Origin of the sequence: Oceanobacillus sp. M65 (assembly GCF_052246275.1) — a bacterium.
In the GTDB taxonomy this organism is placed as follows: domain Bacteria; phylum Bacillota; class Bacilli; order Bacillales; family Amphibacillaceae; genus Oceanobacillus_B; species Oceanobacillus_B jordanicus.
Genome location: NZ_JBQQCJ010000001.1, coordinates 97354 through 113925, shown reverse-complemented (window position 1 = coordinate 113925; position 16572 = coordinate 97354). Strand labels below are relative to the sequence as shown.

15 protein-coding genes are annotated in these 16572 nt (G+C 38.2%); 3 read left to right on the top strand and 12 right to left on the bottom strand.

Annotated elements, in window-relative coordinates; translation table 11 throughout:
• Positions 1–19: 19 nt before the first annotated feature.
• Entirely contained in the window at positions 20–1030 is a 1011-nt protein-coding gene (locus tag ACTWPF_RS00575) for a YkvI family membrane protein (RefSeq protein WP_106898427.1), read from the bottom strand.
• A gap of 86 nt (positions 1031–1116) precedes the next feature.
• Between ACTWPF_RS00575 and yyaC the strand changes: the two genes are divergently transcribed.
• A complete protein-coding gene (gene yyaC, locus ACTWPF_RS00570; protein WP_443147956.1) occupies positions 1117–1749 on the top strand; it encodes a spore protease YyaC in 633 nt (210 codons plus the stop codon).
• A 62-nt stretch (positions 1750–1811) separates the two neighbouring features.
• Here the strand turns inward: yyaC and ACTWPF_RS00565 are convergent, their stop codons facing one another.
• From ACTWPF_RS00565 to rpmH, 11 genes are all read right to left on the bottom strand, one after another.
• On the bottom strand, positions 1812–2516 hold the full coding sequence (locus ACTWPF_RS00565) for a DUF554 domain-containing protein (protein ID WP_106898429.1): 705 nt from the start codon (positions 2514–2516) through the stop codon (positions 1812–1814).
• 143 nt (positions 2517–2659) lie between these two features.
• The gene (locus ACTWPF_RS00560) at positions 2660–3499 is read right to left on the bottom strand and encodes a ParB/RepB/Spo0J family partition protein (RefSeq protein WP_106898430.1); all 840 of its coding nucleotides are present in this window, start codon (positions 3497–3499) and stop codon (positions 2660–2662) included.
• The gene (locus ACTWPF_RS00555) at positions 3480–4253 is read right to left on the bottom strand and encodes a ParA family protein (protein WP_036578103.1); all 774 of its coding nucleotides are present in this window, start codon (positions 4251–4253) and stop codon (positions 3480–3482) included. The genes ACTWPF_RS00560 and ACTWPF_RS00555 overlap by 20 nt, the downstream gene beginning before the upstream one ends.
• 354 nt (positions 4254–4607) lie before the next feature.
• On the bottom strand, positions 4608–5489 hold the full coding sequence (noc, locus tag ACTWPF_RS00550; protein WP_106898613.1) for a nucleoid occlusion protein: 882 nt from the start codon (positions 5487–5489) through the stop codon (positions 4608–4610).
• A gap of 479 nt (positions 5490–5968) precedes the next feature.
• Positions 5969–6685: a 16S rRNA (guanine(527)-N(7))-methyltransferase RsmG gene (gene rsmG, locus ACTWPF_RS00545; RefSeq protein ID WP_106898431.1), complete on the bottom strand. Its 717-nt coding sequence runs from the start codon at positions 6683–6685 to the stop codon at positions 5969–5971.
• A 113-nt stretch (positions 6686–6798) separates the two neighbouring features.
• On the bottom strand, positions 6799–8685 hold the full coding sequence (gene mnmG / locus ACTWPF_RS00540) for a tRNA uridine-5-carboxymethylaminomethyl(34) synthesis enzyme MnmG (protein WP_106898432.1): 1887 nt from the start codon (positions 8683–8685) through the stop codon (positions 6799–6801).
• A 149-nt stretch (positions 8686–8834) separates the two neighbouring features.
• The gene (gene mnmE / locus ACTWPF_RS00535) at positions 8835–10211 is read right to left on the bottom strand and encodes a tRNA uridine-5-carboxymethylaminomethyl(34) synthesis GTPase MnmE (RefSeq protein ID WP_443147955.1); all 1377 of its coding nucleotides are present in this window, start codon (positions 10209–10211) and stop codon (positions 8835–8837) included.
• 460 nt (positions 10212–10671) lie between these two features.
• Positions 10672–11286 carry an RNA-binding cell elongation regulator Jag/EloR gene (gene jag / locus ACTWPF_RS00530; protein ID WP_106898434.1) on the bottom strand — a complete coding sequence of 205 codons (615 nt, stop codon included), beginning with the start codon at positions 11284–11286 and terminating at the stop codon, positions 10672–10674.
• On the bottom strand, positions 11283–12050 hold the full coding sequence (gene spoIIIJ / locus ACTWPF_RS00525) for a YidC family membrane integrase SpoIIIJ (RefSeq protein WP_106898435.1): 768 nt from the start codon (positions 12048–12050) through the stop codon (positions 11283–11285). Before spoIIIJ ends, jag begins: the two co-directional genes overlap by 4 nt.
• A gap of 109 nt (positions 12051–12159) precedes the next feature.
• On the bottom strand, positions 12160–12501 hold the full coding sequence (gene rnpA, locus ACTWPF_RS00520; RefSeq protein ID WP_036578112.1) for a ribonuclease P protein component: 342 nt from the start codon (positions 12499–12501) through the stop codon (positions 12160–12162).
• 256 nt (positions 12502–12757) lie between these two features.
• Entirely contained in the window at positions 12758–12892 is a 135-nt protein-coding gene (gene rpmH, locus ACTWPF_RS00515; RefSeq protein ID WP_019377820.1) for a 50S ribosomal protein L34, read from the bottom strand.
• Positions 12893–13759: 867 nt separating this feature from the next.
• On the opposite strand from rpmH, the gene dnaA reads away from it, so the two are divergent.
• Together dnaA and dnaN are read left to right on the top strand one after the other, a co-directional pair.
• Positions 13760–15106 (top strand): chromosomal replication initiator protein DnaA, encoded by a 1347-nt coding sequence (gene dnaA / locus ACTWPF_RS00510; RefSeq protein ID WP_106898436.1) that lies wholly within the window; start codon positions 13760–13762, stop codon positions 15104–15106.
• 242 nt (positions 15107–15348) lie between these two features.
• On the top strand, positions 15349–16485 hold the full coding sequence (gene dnaN / locus ACTWPF_RS00505; protein WP_106895327.1) for a DNA polymerase III subunit beta: 1137 nt from the start codon (positions 15349–15351) through the stop codon (positions 16483–16485).
• Positions 16486–16572 lie beyond the last annotated feature (87 nt).

Sequence of the window (16572 nt, the reverse complement as noted above, 5' to 3'; positions counted from 1 at the left end):
ATCATGTTGCTGTTTTTTTCTACGTTTGTTTATACCATAAAGGAAATAGCAGCAGTCTAGTTAACACATATAAATTCAATATCCCATAGATCGGGTACAAATAACTAACCAGTGTACTAAATCCTAATGCCGTTAATGGAATCATTGTAACCAAGGTAACCACGACAATCAACCATAATGGTTTGTTTACATAACTTTGAATTCTAGTCACAATACCGAGAATACCAGAAGCTGCGGTTGTAAAAATCGCAAACCATAATAAGATACTTATGAAAATAATCATTTGCACGGGGTAATGCTGTAGAATGGCAAATAACGGAATCTCGTAAAGGAGTAGCTCGTCTGCAATTTGGATAAGACTATTGTTATAGATATAGGAAATGATTCCTAACAGAAAACCACTCCCAATACAGGCTACCCATATTTCTTTTTTTGATTTCACTTTATTCCCAACTGCCCCAAGTACGGCGATTAATGGTAGGATGTTTAATGCTGTGAATGGAAAAGCTGCTGTCCAATTACGTTGTTCACGCCAGTGGGAGAACAGCTCGAGTTCTTGATCAATCGTAAATAATAGTAAAACGTACACCAAACCACCTAACAGAGGTGGGAGAATGAATTGATTTATAGAAAGCAGTCCATTTATATCCTTCATAAACAGTGCTATCAACGCCATTAACATAATACCTATACCCCACCAATAGGGAAAATTAAACGCTTGTCCTGTAGCACCGCTCCCAGCAATCATAACGACCGTTGTAGTAAATAGATATAGAAATATCATGACATCGTAAATCCCCGTCATCCTCTTGCCGACGATAATACGTAACACTGGCAAATAATGCACCGATTGCTTTTTAAAACTCAGACTCATGATCACCCCACATGAAAGGGAAAAAAACATAGCAAACAATAGAATAGCAAGTCCACTTTCATGGCCAAAAAATTGCCATAGCTCTCTCCCTGAGGCATATCCCGCCCCGATTGTCGTCCCAATAATTAAAAACATCCACTTTATCCCTGCTCGCATGTTTTGTCCCCCATATATCCATATTGTATGTATAGATTTCTGAAATTTTCCGTATACTATACCAATATGTATTTGGAGGATAAGCTATGAATCTAAAAAGTCGTATCACCCCTACTAAAGAAAACTTTCGTATGCACCACACAGACCCCGAGCTATTTCATGTCATGAGCGAAAAGATAATTTCATGGCTGCCGGCTATACCAAAAGATTATGTCCTCGTATGTATTGGTACCGACCGCTCAACAGGTGATTCCCTGGGTCCATTAATTGGTACCCTCTTTACCGAAACTAAACCAAAGCATATGTCTGTATATGGAACCCTTCATGAACCAGTTCATGCTACAAATCTCCACGATTATATTGAACTTATAAACAAGCGACATATTAACCCTTTTATTATCGCCATAGATGCCTGTCTCGGGAAAAATTCTTCCATAGGTCACATTATATCCGGGACTGGTCCTATTAAGCCAGGAGCGGCCTTAAACAAGCCCTTACCAGATATCGGGGATGTGCATCTTACTGGAGTGGTAAATATAAGTGGATTCATGGAGCATTCCGTTCTTCAAAATACGAGACTCTCGATTGTAATGGATATGGCAACCAAAATCACGGGTGTATTGGATCAAATTGATCAACGCATGACATATAATCAGCCTAAGCCCTCTGTCGTAATGCGATTTAGTGAAGAAATGAAGACAACTGCACCGTCATCCTAGGTGTTGAATAAAATTAAGAACAAATAGAAAAACAACGAGTATTCACCCGTTGTTTTTCATATTTATATAAGATAATAAATAGAGTAGATAACACCCACTGTTAGAATGGAAGGAAGTAGGTTCCCAATTCTGATTTGAGTTAACTTCAATAGATTTAAACCAATTGCTACGATTAGTAATCCACCGACTGCCGTTAATTCAACAATAAGTCCATTAAGGAAGGCTTCTGGAAGCCAGTTTTCTATTTGTGTTGCGAGTAAGGCGATTGCTCCTTGATAAATAACTACAGGGATTGCAGATAGGATCACACCAAATCCCAGTGTTGTCGTGAGCACGAGTGCAACAAACCCATCCAGTATACCCTTTGTTATAAGCACTTCATGGTCTCCACGTATGCCGCTATCTAATGCACCGAGTATGGACATAGCACCAATTACAAAAATCAAAGAAGCCGTAACAAAGCCTTGTGCCACACTAAAATTGTCGTTCTTTGTCGTAAATTTGCTTCCTATCCAATTACCTAGGCGGTTTAGGCCTTCTTCTAACCTCAGAAGTTCGCCAATAATTGCCCCAGTTAACAGACTTAATAACACGATAATAATGACTTCTGTTGTGAATGCCATTTGTAAACCAATGAGCAAAACTGCCAATCCAATCCCATGCATGACTGTCTCTTTATAACGCTCTGGGATTTTGGTGAAGAATAAACCTAATATGCTTCCAATAATAATAAGTGCGCCATTTACTAGTGTCCCGTATAATACCATTGCTACCTCTCCAGTATGTAAAAAGTCTCTCTTAAAGAATTGTTCCACGTGAAACAATGTGTCCAAGAAAAGCTAAGAAATGCTTGTAGCTAGTGTACTTAATAGCAAAAGACTGACGATAAACACCGCCAGTCTTTTTTAGATCAATCCTCTAACACTTCAATGATTCGCTGTAAGTCATCGTCTGTATAAAACTCAATTTCGATTTTACCTTTTTTCTTTCCGCGCTGGATTGTTACTGCTGTACCAAATCGATCACGTAAAAAGGATTCTCTCTCCTGGAGAAATACGTCCTTTTTAGGTTTTTCCACATCTTTTTTAACTGGGTTTTCGTTCAGTTGTATAATTAGCTGTTCGACTTGCCTCACGTTTAATTTTTCTTTACGGACTTTATTCACGAGCGGGATTACCTTTGTTTTATCCTTTAAACCTAATAATGCTCTCCCATGACCCATGGAAACTTCCCCGTTATTAATATAAGCGATAATTTGCTCTGGCAAGGAAAGAAGTCGAACAATGTTTGCAATATGTGATCTACTCTTCCCAAGTCTTTTTGCCAATTCTTCCTGGGTAATTTTTAGCTCGGTCATTAAATTTGTATAGGCGTGTGCTTCCTCTATCGGTGTTAGATCTTCCCTTTGGAGATTTTCCAACAGAGCTAGTTCCATCATTCTGTCATCAGATAGTTCTTTGATGACTACAGGAACAGTTTCCAGACCTGCCTCTTTTGCAGCACGGAATCTTCTCTCCCCTACTACAATTTCATATCCTTTAATACTTTTTCGAACTATTAGTGGCTGTATAATGCCATATTCTAAAATTGACTCTTTAAGTTCTTCAATTGCGTCTGCATGAAATGTCTTCCTAGGTTGATAAGGATTTGGCCTACACTCCGAAATAGCTATTTCTTCTATTTTTTCATCTGGCTTTTCCTCAATCTCAGGAAAGAAAGCATTTATACCTTTACCTAACCCTCTCGCCATTGGCCACCACTTCCTTCGCTAATTCAAGATATACTTCTGCACCTCGAGACTTAGGATCATACGTTATAATGGGTTGTCCATGACTTGGCGCCTCTCCCAACCTTACATTTCTCGGTATGATAGATTGATAGACTTTGTCTTGGAAGTATTTTTTTACTTCGTCAATTACTTGGATACCTAGATTTGTACGAGCATCCAGCATAGTCAGAAGAACCCCTTCAATCATAAGGTGTTTATTCAAATGCTTCTGAACAAGACGAATAGTATTTAATAGTTGGCTTAGGCCTTCCAACGCGTAATATTCACATTGTACTGGGATTAACACTGAATCAGATGAAGTTAGTGCATTTAGTGTTAATAGACCTAATGAAGGTGGACAGTCGATAAGTATGTAATCATACTCTTCTTTTAGACTCTCCAGGGATTTTTTCAACCTAATTTCCCGCGAAATAGTCGGAACAAGCTCAATTTCTGCTCCGGCAAGCTGGATGGTTGCAGGTATTATATCTAAGTTGTTTACGTTTGTGGGAATGCAAACTTCTTCAGCCGGCATGTCTTCTACTAGCACATTATAAATACAATGCTTAACATCTGCCTTATTCACGCCTACCCCACTAGTTGCGTTCCCTTGAGGATCTGTATCGACAAGTAACACTTTATTACCTAAATGGGCGAGGCAAGCACTCAAATTAACGGATGAAGTTGTTTTCCCTACGCCACCTTTTTGATTTGCGATGGAGATAATTTTTCCCATGTTGACACCTACCTAACGATATACATTTTATTTTATCACTAATTGCAATAAAAGGACGAGATAATTTTCACTTTTGTTAAGAATTTGTAATTACAGGAGAAATAAAAAGGAGAAATATCGATGAATTAGCCTGTTAGTAGGCAATTTAGCAAAGGGATGGAATGTGTTATTAGAAAACTCGCATTCGCTCGTCTCTTAGCGAATGTATACGTTTTTCTTATACTTGGAACATTAAAATTTTAACTGAATCGTAATTGCTTCCTAGCTGAAATTTTAAACTTTTTCCTAATGTGTGAGAAAAATACCCATCTCCTTTTAAGATGGGTATGGATTATTTAAGATAAAGTAGGAAAATTATTTCTGTTTCGGTATTTTAATTGTTATTTGATAATAGTCATCCATTTCCTGCTCGTCTGACTCCACTTCGACCCCAGTATCAGAAACCATGCTTAAGGACTGCCGAATAGTATTCATCGCAATTCGAATATCTTTGCTGAAGCCTTTTAGGGTTGCCTTCTTTTTAGGCGGGGCCTCTTTTGGATCATTGATCTTCGCGATCCGCTCTTCTGTCTGTTTTACATTTAATTCATTCTCAAGTATATCCTTAAGAATTTCGAGCTGCTTTACTGGATCTTTTAATTTAATTAATGCGCGTGCATGACGTTCGGTAATCATTTTATTTAGTAACGCTTCTTGAACCTCTTCCGGAAGCTTTAATAATCGAAGTTTATTGGCAATGGTTGATTGGTTTTTCCCCAACCGTTGTGCCAATGCTTCCTGTGTTAAAGAATGGAGCTCCAATAATTGGGCATATGCTTTTGCTTCCTCAATGACTGTTAATTCTTCACGTTGCAGGTTCTCTATTAATGCTACAGAAGCCGTTTCTGTATTTGTCATTTCTCGAACAATCGCAGAGACTTTCTCCCAGCCTAAAAACTGTACAGCGCGCCAGCGTCTCTCTCCTGCAATCAGTTCATACTTGCCTTCTTCATCTTCCATTTTACGCACAACAATCGGCTGGATCATACCATGTGTATTAATGGTTTGTGCGAGTTCTTTTATTTTCTCTTCCTTAAAAATAGTTCTTGGTTGATAACGATTGGGCTCAATATCACTTACTGGAAGCTGAATCACTTCATCCGGATGATAGGCTTCTACTTCTACCTCTACTTCTGTTTCAGAATCGGAAGCAGGTTTTTCTCCCAAACCAAAAATTTTATTAAAAGGCTTTACCATCATCAGACACCACCTTTTGATTTACTAGTTTAAAGAAACGTGTTAGTCCTGGTAAGCGACTGCGTTCCTCAAATAATGATGATCTATGTATCAAATGTTTCACGTGAAACATTATTGTTTTCATGGCATGTAGCCCTACTATTAAATGCTAGCAAAGAAAAACACTTTATTCGACATGCCAAAATAAAGGATCCCTAGCACAATAAAGTGAACCTTCAATCAGTGGAGTTCTTTATTCTTGCCCCACTGATTGTTAGTTGAACGAATCGGGGTGTTAGCGTCCGTTACTCCCACTTTAACATGACGCTTTAACTTAATGTCTTGAAAGGGGGAGTCTTACGGACGGTTACACCGGAATAAATTTTAAATACGTTAAAATCAACGTCACGCAGACTATACTTCTATTTTACCATAATAAAGCAGAAGAAAGTAATTAATTGTAACTATATGACCCATATTACATAGAATTTTTTTAAAACTTATTCGATAGGTTCCTTATTGGGTGTACCAGGCTTTCTCGGATATTTCTTTGGTGTCTTTCGTACTTTATCTATTACAACTATTGAACGTTCACTATCTTCTTTGGGTAATGTAAATGAGAAGGTATCGGCTGTCTTTCCACCCAATAACTCTACCGCAGCTTTGCTTGTAGAAAGTTCTTCCTTAACCTGGGCTCCTTTCATCGCAATAAAGACGCCCCCTTTTTTAACTAGCGGCAAGCATAATTCACTGAGAACAGACATCCTTGCCACCGCTCTAGCCGTCACAATATCGAAACTCTCCCTGAAGTTGTTATTTTTACCAAAAGTTTCCGCTCTATCATGATAGAAGGCTACATCGCTAAGCCCGAGTTGTGCTGCTAAATGGTTAAGAAAACCTATCCGCTTTTGCAATGAATCTACGATCGTTACCTTTAACTCTGGGAAGCAAATTTTCAACGGAATACTTGGAAATCCCGCACCTGCCCCTATATCACAAATATGCAAAGGACCAATGAAGTCAAAATGAAACGCAGCAGAAATAGAATCATAAAAATGCTTCAAATAAACATCCTCTTCAGCTGTCAACGCTGTCAAATTTATCTTTTCATTCCATTCTGTTAAGGTTTGAAAGTAAGTGGCAAACTGCTCGAGCTGATATGCTGTTAGCTCAATCCCCTTTTCTTTCAATGCAGCAGCAAATTCTTCTGGATTCATAGTATGGAATCTCCTTTACGTTTTTACACTTTTAATATGTATTATGATGCGGGTAGATTGCATCTATCCCGCACCATATAACCTTTACTACTTTATTCTTCCACTTTTTTAAACTAGTTAGCCATCCTCGCAATATTACCTTGTTCGATATAAACAAGCAGGATCGAAACATCAGCCGGGTTAACACCAGAGATCCGTGACGCTTGCCCAACAGATAATGGACGGACCTTTTTAAGCTTCTCTTTCGCTTCTGTGGCAATTCCGCCTATTTCATCATAATCGATATCATCTGGAATTTTTTTATCTTCCATTTTAAGCATTCTAGCAACTTGTTCATAGGCTTTTTTAATATAACCTTCATACTTAATTTGGATGCCAACCTGTTCCTTCATTTCTTCTGAAAGTTCCGGATTAGGTTCTATCATTTGTTCAATAATGTCATAAGAAAGCTCAGGTCGCTTTAATAAATCGTACGCCTTTACTGCTTCTTTTAATGGGGTTGCTCCTGCTTCCTCCATCACCTGATTGATGGCTTCACTTGGTTTAATAATAAGCTTATTCAACCGTTTCTTGTCTTCCTCTACCAAACGCTTTTTATTAACAAACTTTTGGTAACGAGCATCCGTAATCAAGCCCAGCTCATTTGCTGTTTCTGACAAACGTAGATCAGCATTGTCATGACGAAGCAACAGACGATATTCCGCACGTGAGGTAAGCAGTCGATATGGCTCATTAGTTCCTTTTGTAACAAGATCATCAATGAGAACACCAATATAGGCTTGTGAACGATCTAAAATAACCGGATCTTTTCCAAGCACTTTTGCTGCTGCATTAATTCCTGCCATAATCCCTTGGGCAGCTGCTTCTTCATAACCAGAAGTACCGTTAATTTGGCCAGCTGTATAAAGCCCAGGAATTTTTTTCGTTTCTAATGTTGGCCATAACTGTGTTGGAACAACTGCATCATACTCAATGGCATAACCAGCACGCATAATTTCTGCGTTTTCCAACCCTTCTACACTTCGCACCATGTCATGTTGGATCGATTCAGGAAGTGAGGTTGATAATCCTTGAACATAAACCTCTTCTGTATCTCTTCCTTCTGGCTCCAAAAAGATTTGGTGACGTGGTTTATCATTAAAACGCACAATTTTATCTTCAATAGATGGGCAATATCTCGGTCCTGTACCACGTTTCATTCCCGAATACATGGCAGATAAGGAAAGATTCTCATTAATAATTTCATGTGTGAATTCATTTGTATAGGTCAACCAGCATGGAATTTGATCTGTAATATATTCAGTTGTTTCGTATGAAAAGCTTTGCGGCTTCTCATCCCCTGGTTGAATCTCCGTCTTCGAATAGTCAATGGTATGACTGTTCACTCGTGGTGGAGTCCCTGTTTTAAAACGAGTAAGCTCAAAGCCTAGCTCCTCAAGATGCTCTGAAAGTTTTACAGATACTCTTTGGTTATTTGGACCACTTTCGTATTCTAAATCTCCCATCAGCACTTTACCACGCATAAACGTACCTGTCGTAATAATAACTGTCTCGGCGCTATATGCAGCCTTTGATTCTGTTATTACCCCTTTACATACCCCATCCTCAACAATTAACTCATTTACCATACCTTGTCTGATTGTTAGGTTTTCTTCGTTTTCAATAATATTTTTCATTTCTTTTATATATAAAGGCTTATCAGCTTGTGCTCTTAACGCTTGAACAGCTGGACCTTTCCCTGTGTTCAGCATACGCATTTGGATATGCGTCTTATCAATTACCTTTGCCATCGCGCCACCAAGCGCATCTATTTCCCGGACAACAATTCCCTTAGCCGGCCCACCGATAGAGGGGTTACATGGCATAAAAGCAATCATATCCAAATTGAGTGTCAGCATTAAAGTTTTTGCACCCATACGTGCTGAAGCTAATCCTGCTTCTACACCAGCATGCCCTGCACCAATCACGATTACATCATAATGCCCAGCATCATATGTCATTGTTTTTCATCCTTCCTATTATTTAAAGTGTTGTTGGGACAATAATATTTACGCTAAAGAATAATCCGATGAATGACTTTTGAAAAACCGCTTCTCTACTATCATCCGTCTTTTAGCTAAAACTTTTTGTTCTGTCCCTACCTCATCGATTATTTTCCTAAACAAAATTGGGAGAACAATTGATCAATCAAGCTGTCACTAGCAGTATCACCAATAATCTCACCTAAAAATTCCCACGTTCGCGTTACATCAATTTGCACGATATCCAGTGGCATGTTCATTTCCAACCCTTGCATCGCTTCTTCCAATGCTTCTTTCGCCTGTTTCAATAGTTGGATATGACGTATGTTTGATACATAGGTTAAATCACCAGTATCAATCTCACCAGAGAAAAACGTGTCAGCAATGGCTTGTTCTAGCTTATCAATCCCTGCTTCTACCAATAGAGAGGTTGTCACAATTGGATTTCCTTCTGCTAGCTCTTTTACTCTATCTAGATCTAAGTTTTGTTCTAGATCAGTTTTATTAATAATTACGATATATTCAAGTCCTTGAATTGCTTCAAAAAGCTTTTCATCTTCTTCGGACAGTACTTCGTTATGGTTTAAAACAAATAAGATAAGGTCAGATTCCTTTAAAACCTTGCGTGAACGCTCTACCCCTATCTTCTCTACTATATCTTCTGTTTCTCTTATCCCTGCAGTATCTACAAGACGTAAGGGAACCCCGCGAACATTTACATACTCTTCAATGATATCTCTAGTCGTGCCAGGTATTTCGGTCACAATGGCTTTGTTTTCTTGAACTAATGCATTCATCAAAGAAGACTTCCCGACATTTGGCCGGCCAATAATTGCTGTAGCAAGCCCTTCACGTAATATCTTACCTTGTTTGGCAACCTGTAAAAGATTATCAATTTCGCGATGCACTTCTTTTGTTATATCACGCATCACTTCATTGGACATTTCCTCTACATCATCGTACTCCGGGTAGTCGATATTTACCTCAACATGCGCTACTGTTTCGAGTAGATCCTGCCGCAGAGTTTGAATCAGCCCGGATAACCTTCCATCCATCTGCTTTAAGGCAACGGACATCGCTTTGTCTGTCTTTGCTCTGATCAAGTCCATTACTGCCTCTGCTTGAGAAAGGTCAATCCTTCCATGCAAAAAGGCGCGCTTCGTAAACTCTCCGGGTTCAGCCAGTCTTGCACCCTTACTCAAAATAATTTCCAACACACGGTTTACGGCGACCATTCCACCATGACAGTTGATTTCCACGACATCTTCCCGTGTAAATGTCTTTGGCCCACGCATTAAGGTAACCATAACTTCCTCGGCAACCTCTTGGGTTTGTGGATCAAGGATTTTGCCATAGTGAATCGTATGAGAATCAGCTTCGCTTAAGCTTTTTCCTTTAAAAATTTGTTCGGTAATGGAGATTGCCTCAGGACCGCTTAGCCTGACGATGGCAATCGCTCCTTCGCCAATAGGTGTGGATATTGCTGTAATTGTATCTGTCTCCACTACATTTCACCTCCAGAAACGTGTTCTTTATCTATATTAATAACGAATTATATTTTTATCGCCACTAACTTAATAGAATACCACATCTTTACCCAAAAATAAAGTTATCCACAACAGTTTTTCACTTCTCTTTATTGTGTTTTTATCCACATGTGTATAGTTCCTGAAAATGAATCGCCGACTTTAAACCTCTATTTGTGGATAGTGGAGGTTCTATTACTACGCTCACCAAAGATTGAACTTGCTAGACTGGTACAGTTTTACACTTTTATAACGCAAAAAATCCGTTTGGTTTCACTTGAAAACCAAACGGATTTTAGTTTCATTCAACTTATACGTTATGTCGTTCTGAGAAAACATTTCGCTTTCCCGTCGGAGTCGCCATGTATTCTCTACACTTAGATTAAAACATAGAAACTTAAATTTAAATAGCATCATTATGACGCAAATTGTTTTTCAATTATGGCTTGATGACGATGTGTCGGTGTGGTTCGACACCATCTGAATAGGTGTTGATGTTTTTATTGGATTGCAGGGCACTATGAATAATTTTGCGTTCAAATGAAGGCATTGGCTCAAGTGCAACTTTTTTGTTTAACCGCACAGCTTTATCAGCCATTTTTGCAGCAAGTGACTCTAGTGTGTCTTTCCTGCGTTGGCGATACCCTTCTGCGTCGAGGGATACGGTGTAAAACTGCTTTCCATCTTTATTTATTGCAAGGTGTAGCAAATATTGCATCGCATTTAGTGTTTGACCACGTTTCCCAATCAATACAGCAATATTATCACCGCTCAGCTCAAAATTAACATGGTTCCCCACCACGTCCATCTTGATTTCTGCTTCTACATTCATATTTGCAATCACTTGGCTAAGATATACTTGTGTTTCTTCCACTTTGTTCTTTGCTAACGTCACTTTTACAAAAGCACGTTTGGAACCAAATAGACCAAGCAAGCCCTTCTTACCCTCGTCTATTATATCAATTTCAACCTGATCCTTTGTGGTGTTCAACTGCTCTAATGCTGACTGGACCGCTTCCTCAACTGTTTGTCCACTCGCAGTTATTTCTCTCACTTTTTGTCTCCTCCAACTACTTGTTTCATCATTGGTTTACGGATAAAAATAGTTTGTATAACCATAAAGATATTCCCTACAACCCAGTATAGTGCTAGTGCTGCTGGGAAGAAAATTGCAAATACAGCAATCATGATCGGCATAACATATAGCATAACTGCCATTTGCGGATTGTTTGCTGCCGGACTACCAGCCATCATAAGCTTTTGTTGAATAAAGGTTGCCCCACCTGCAATTAACGGTAATAAGAAAATTGGATCTGGTGAACCTAGTTCAAACCATAAAAAGCTATGTGTACTAATCTCTTCAGTTCGCATGATAGCATGATACATCGCAATTAAAATCGGCATTTGAATAAAAATAGGTAAACAACCAGCTAGCGGATTTACACCATGCTTTTGGAACAACGCCATTGTTTCCTGTTGCAGTTTTTGTTGCGTATTTGCATCCTTGGAACTGTACTTTTTCTGAATTTCTTTTAATTCCGGTTGAACATCCTGCATCGCTTTCGAGCTTTTTAATTGCTTAACGTTTAACGGTACTAGGATTAACCGGGCTAAAATGGTCACAATTACAATGGAAAGACCATAGTTTTCGTTGAATAACTCGGCAAAATAAATAATAACCTTGGATAATGGATACACGAAGTAAGTATTCCAAAATCCTTCACTTTCTGGTGTGATTGGTTCGTTAACCTGTGTACAACCAGAAAGGATTGCCAGCAACAAAATCAGTGTTACAAGCAGAAAATACTTTTTACGCAAATTGTTTCCTCCTAACTATATGAAAAGCGCAAACGCTTAACATAAGCCTTATACAGATTGTCCTATATAAATTTTACCTTAAAACCATATAGCTTTCTATATAATAACGTTATTTTTTTAGTAGTCGCTCTTTATAAAGTAAATGATTGAGACTTTTTTTAATTTCTTCATACGACATTTTTTTCGTTTGTTGTCTTGCAATGATCACAATATCATGGGGATATTTTATCCGGTCATCCATCTCCTGGAAAGCCTGTCGTAAATAGCGTTTAATGCGATTTCTGGTGACCGCATTTCCAATTTTCTTTCCTACTGAAAGACCTACACGATAATGTTCTTGACCTTTTTTCTCTATATAATAGATGACAAGCTGTCTATTTGCAAAAGACTTTCCATGCTTAAATGTTTGTTGAAATTCTTCGTTCTTTTTGATGCGGTACTCTTTTTTCATCATGATCACCTTTACTACTCTACATATACAGCTTGTCCTTCGTATTCTATGTAATGGTACCGGGATAAAACCCGATGTACCAGATTGTTGCTATGGCCTAAAGTCAGTTAGAAATACTCAAATTCGCCATCATGTAGCGAATTTGTAAGTACTCCCTCTACTTGGAATTTAATAATAAAAACGATAACGATTTACTTCTTAGCTAACCATTCATAAATTCCTAAGTGTGAAAAAAGACCACTGACTTTTCAGTGGCCTATGCAGACAATACTTTTCTTCCTTTACGACGACGACGAGCTAAAACTTTACGTCCGTTTTTAGTACTCATACGCGTACGAAAGCCATGTACTTTTTTGCGTTTACGGTTATTTGGTTGAAACGTTCTTTTCATTTATCATGCACCTCCCCAAGGGATGAAATATCCTGTTTAAAAGTCATATTCATAGACAGTCTTTGTAATTATAAATAATAACCAGCCCTTCTGTCAACTTCCTTTTTGTTATTGGCTGTTTTTTACAGAATTATACCCCTGGTCTGCTCACGTGTGGATAGAATATCACCTTTTTCTCTACCTACTTGGTGGTTAGCAGCCATACCATACCTCTACCAATAAAAAATTCTCTTCGACGAAAAATTATTACATTCCAAAATTCGGTTGATCAACTCCATGTCGACATACCTTTACTTCCACTAGACGATATTCTTCAAAATCGATGAATAAGTGAACAACTTTTCTAGAGAGGCTCATTTAAAAAAGAGTTTGCCTTATATTCTACTATCCACAATCTATTGTTCACTCTTTTATGACAAAAAAATACTATCCACAACACATATCGACAGGAAAATCACAAAATATAGTGGTGTGGATATTTATTATCTACAAGCAATGGACCTTGTGGATAAATGTCGAAAGAACATTGCATACCGCGACTTTTTTTGGTATTATAATTGTGTTTAACTTGTGTAAATCGATTTGAGGGATTTTAGTTATTCACAGACTGTGGATAACATGTGGATATTTATTAACACCATCGTTTATAATGTTATCCACAGAAATGTTAATAACGTTTATAAGCTTTTCAGATGTATTAGTGTACTGTACGCAACTGTCCACAAGTCCCATTTTTATATCGTTCATTACAGCATGCCTACTCAAGGTCAAATAAACCGCCTTTTATGAATGAATGCCTGTCCATCGTTATGATTGAGAGAGGCTTTTTCTGTCATGATATAAACCCAGGAAGGAGTGAATAACCGCTTGGAAAACATTGAAGAACTTTGGGTCGCAACCCTTGAAAAAATTGAAGAAAAAATTAGTAAGCCTAGCTTCGATACCTGGTTGAAAAACACAAAAGCTGAATTTCTTGAAGAAAATACACTCGTCATTTCAGCACCCAACGAATTTGCCAGAGACTGGCTTGAGAACCAATATACCGCACTCATATCTGATATTTTGCTAGACATCACAGGTTCTCGTTTGGCTACTAAATTCATTATTCCAGATTCTACACCGCCAATTGAAGATTCAGAGGTCGCACCCAAGCAAACTGCAGGAAATGAAGCAAATCACGAATCTCCAAGATCCATGCTGAATTCGAAATATACCTTTGATACCTTTGTCATCGGTGCAGGTAACAGATTCGCTCATGCTGCATCACTTGCTGTAGCAGAAGCTCCTGCAAAGGCCTATAATCCGCTATTCATTTATGGTGGCGTAGGATTGGGGAAAACCCATTTAATGCATGCGATCGGCCATTATGTACGTGAACACGACCCAAATGCGAAGGTTGTTTACTTATCTTCAGAGAAGTTTACGAATGAATTCATTAACGCAATTATGGATAATAAAACCGTGAACTTTCGCAACAAATATCGAAATGTCGATGTCCTATTAATAGATGATATTCAGTTTATTGCTGGAAAAGAATCGACACAGGAAGAATTTTTCCATACTTTTAATACGTTACATGAAGAAAGTAAGCAAATTATCATTTCCAGTGATCGACCACCTAAAGAAATTCCAACACTGGAGGACCGTTTACGTTCCCGTTTTGAGTGGGGGTTAATTACAGATATTACGCCACCAGATCTGGAAACTCGTATTGCTATATTAACGAAAAAAGCAAAGGCTGAGGGGCTTGATATTCCGAATGAGGTAATGCTATACATTGCAAACCAAATTGACACGAACATTCGGGAATTAGAGGGCGCCTTAATTCGCGTTGTCGCCTATTCTTCATTAGTGAACAAGGATATAGACGCTTCGCTAGCTGCTGACGCTTTAAAGGATATTATCCCAAGCAGTAAACCGAAAATCATTAGTATACCGAGGATTCAAGAAGCAGTTGGCGAGAAATACAACATTCGCTTGGAGGATTTCATCGCAAAGAAGCGGACAAAGTCTATTGCATTTCCGCGACAAATTGCCATGTATCTATCTAGAGAAATGACGGACTCCTCTCTACCAAAAATCGGCGAAGAATTTGGAGGACGTGATCACACAACCGTTATTCATGCCCATGAAAAAATTGCACGTCTAATGGAAAACGATACGCAGCTAACACGTGAAATAGAAGAAATAAAAGAGACCTTAAAATCATTCTAAAGCCATCCTTTTTTAGGAAATTGAACGCGATTTTATCTTTTTTAAGAACTTTTGTCTAAATATGACCTGTGCACAGTGTGAATAGCCGTGCAAACTTGCAAACAGTTTATCCACATGTGAATAACTTTTGTGAATCTGGCTTTTCATCGCTTATCCACATACTCACAGGCCTTATTACTATTAATACTATATTTTTATAAAAAAAATAAATATAAAAGAACTTCCCTTAGGAGGATTTATTCATGAAATTTGTTATTCAACGGGATCAATTAATATCCAGTGTGCAGGATGTTATGAAGGCTATCTCATCCAGAACTGTTATTCCGATATTGACTGGAATGAAAATTGAAGCAAAAGAAAGTGGTATTACCTTAACTGGTAGTGATTCAGATATCTCTATTGAATCCTTTATCCCAGCTGAGGAAAATGGCAATGTAAATGTAGAACAAATTGAAGCAGGAAGTATTGTACTACAGGCAAAATATTTCCCTGATATTGTTCGTAAGCTCCCTGAAAAAACAGTGGAAATTGAATCAGATGAAAATTTAAAAGTAACGATTCGTTCTGGAAAAGCTGAATTTAATTTAAATGGTCAGGATGCAGAAGAATATCCACAGCTACCTAAATTACAAACGGATGACAGCTTTGAGTTGCCAATCGATCTCTTAAAAAGTTTAATAAAACAAACAGTGTTTGCTGTTTCAACAATGGAAACACGACCAATCCTAACAGGGGTAAATATTAAACTGGAGAATGGCAATCTTACTTTCACAGCAACAGACAGCCATCGCTTAGCTTCTAGAGAAATTCCTGTCAGTGAGGCGCCAGGTCAATTGCCAACTGTTGTGGTTCCAGGTAAGAGTCTGAATGAGTTAAATAAGATATTAGATGATACAGAAGAAACAGTAGAAATAAGTGTGACAAATAATCAAATTCTGTTCCGTACAAAAAATCTTAACTTCCTTTCAAGATTGCTTGATGGAAATTATCCGGAGACCTCCCGATTAATTCCAGAACAAAGCAAAACCGTTCTTCATGTAAAAACGAAGGAACTTTTAAGCACAATTGACCGTGCTTCACTTCTAGCCAAAGAAGAGCGGAATAATGTTGTTAGATTGAGCACAAAAGGGAATGGATTGATTGAAATCACAAGTAATTCTCCTGAAGTAGGAACAGTAGCAGAGGAAATTACCGTTCCTTCTATTAGCGGCGAGGAATTGAAGATCTCTTTCAGCTCCAAATATATGATTGATGCATTAAAGGCAATTGAATACGAAGAAGTGAAAGTAGAATTCACTGGCGCAATGCGACCATTTATTATCCGTCCTGCCAACGATGACCCGATCCTACAATTAATTCTACCTGTTAGAACGTATTAATAAGCAGAATGTGATCTTAGGTCCTTATCTTAAAAAAGATAGGGACCTTTATTTTGTTTTGGACAGCACCTATATAACAGGTTGATG